Below are 1,924 nucleotides of genomic sequence, written 5' to 3' on the forward strand. Positions count from 1 at the left end.
TGTATGTCGGACCAGCAGTTATGTATTCTCTAAATACTGTTATTCGATTTGGAGTAGTCATTGTTTACATGTACAATATTTCACCTAAACTGACATTTTATTCGTTATTACCTCTTCCCCTATTATCCTATAGCATTTTTAAAATTAGTGCTCAAATTCATAAAAAAAGTAGTTTATACCAACAAAATTTATCTACTTTATCTTCGTTTGCGCAAGAATTTTTCTCCGGAATTAGAGTTGTAAAAGCTTATGCGTTAGAAAATAATAAATCAGAAGAGTTTAGTGTTTTAACTCAAGAAAGTAAAGACAAAAACTTATCGTTGGCTAAAACCAATTCCTATTTTGGACCATTAATGATTCTGCTTATTGGTTTATCTAATTTAGTAGTTATTTATGCTGGTGGAATGATGTACATTAATGGAAGTATACCGAATATTGGAACTATTGCTCAATTTATATTATACATCAATATGTTGACTTGGCCAGTTGCTTCATTAGGTTGGGTTTCATCAATGATTCAAGAAGCAGAAGCTTCTCAAAAAAGATTAAATGAGTTTTTAAATACGGAATCTGATATTCAAAATTACAACACTCAAAAATCGCATATTGACGGAAAAATTTTATTTAAAAATGTTTCATTTACTTATGATGATACAAATATAGAAGCTCTTAAAAATGTTTCTTTTGAAGTTGAAAACGGAAAAATGTTAGCAATTTTAGGAAAAACAGGGTCAGGAAAATCTACTATCTTAACCTTAATTAGTAGGCTTTATGATACAACAAATGGAGAGATTCTAATTGACGATAAACCTATAAAAAACATAAATTTAAACGATTTACGCGATAGTATTGCAGTTGTTCCTCAAGATGCTTTTTTGTTTTCAGATTCGATAAAAAATAACATTAAATTTGGAAAAGAAAATGCTACGGACGAAGAAGTAATAAATGTTGCGAAAAAAGCAGCCGTTCATGATAATATAATTAACTTCTCTCTAGGATATGACACTGTTCTGGGAGAAAGAGGAATTACGCTTTCTGGTGGTCAAAAACAGCGTGTTTCGATTGCAAGAGCATTCATTAAAGAAGCTCCTGTACTACTTTTAGATGATTGTCTAAGTGCTGTAGATACTGAAACTGAAGAGCAAATTTTAAACAATTTATTGCAATTAACTCAACAAAAAACGACTATAATTGTAAGCCATAGAATTTCATCAGCCAAAAATGCAGATAAAATTATTATCCTTGATGAAGGGCAAATTATTCAGCAAGGTTCTCATAATCAATTAATAGAAGTAGAAGGCTATTATAAGGAATTATACAATAAACAACTTTTAGAAAAAGAAATTTACTAAACTATTGTTTTTTACTATTTTTTTTTAGAATTTTGGTTGAGTTTAAACATAAAAAAGAACAAAGGATTATGAGCGATAAAGACATGTATGAAAAGGAAGATATTTTTTCTAAAGTATTAAGAGCCGGAAGAAGAACTTATTTCTTTGATGTTAGATCAACAAAAGCTGATGATTATTATATAACAATCACAGAAAGTAAAAAGTTTACAGAAGAAGATGGTTCATATCATTTTAAAAAACACAAAATTTATTTATATAAAGAAGATTTTGCAGCATTTAAAGAAATTTTAGACGAAATGACAGATTATGTTTTAGAACATAAAGGAGAAGAAGTTATTTCAGAAAGACATCAAAAAGATTTTAAGAAAGAAAGTTTTGAAAATCAAGAAGATGTTACTGAAGAATCATCAAAAAATAGCTTTACAGATATTAGTTTTGATGACATTTAATTTCAACTAAATTATAACTAAGAAAAAGCCATTATATTAATTTATAATGGCTTTTTTGATTTTACTTTTTACTTTCAATGTCCAATTTAATCCATTCTATTTCAGGATCAGCACCAGATAATA

Annotated in this window: 2 protein-coding genes; both read left to right on the forward strand. The window is 28.0% G+C overall.

Features of this window, described 5'->3' with window-relative positions; genetic code table 11:
* A partial coding sequence (locus AACZ53_RS14445) for an ABC transporter ATP-binding protein (RefSeq protein WP_339839894.1) occupies positions 1–1,352 on the forward strand: 1,352 nt, incomplete at its 5' end.
* Between the two features lie 68 nt (positions 1,353–1,420).
* Entirely contained in the window at positions 1,421–1,801 is a 381-nt protein-coding gene (locus AACZ53_RS14450; protein ID WP_339839896.1) for a PUR family DNA/RNA-binding protein, read from the forward strand.
* Positions 1,802–1,924 lie beyond the last annotated feature (123 nt).

Origin of the sequence: uncultured Flavobacterium sp., from assembly GCF_963975005.1 — a bacterium.
Taxonomy (GTDB): domain Bacteria; phylum Bacteroidota; class Bacteroidia; order Flavobacteriales; family Flavobacteriaceae; genus Flavobacterium.

What these genes read in the sequence shown, in the direction of transcription:
- AACZ53_RS14450 (WP_339839896.1), top strand. Translation starts at nt 1,421, where the DNA reads ATGAGCGATAAAGACATGTATGAAAAGGAAGATATTTTTTCTAAAGTA.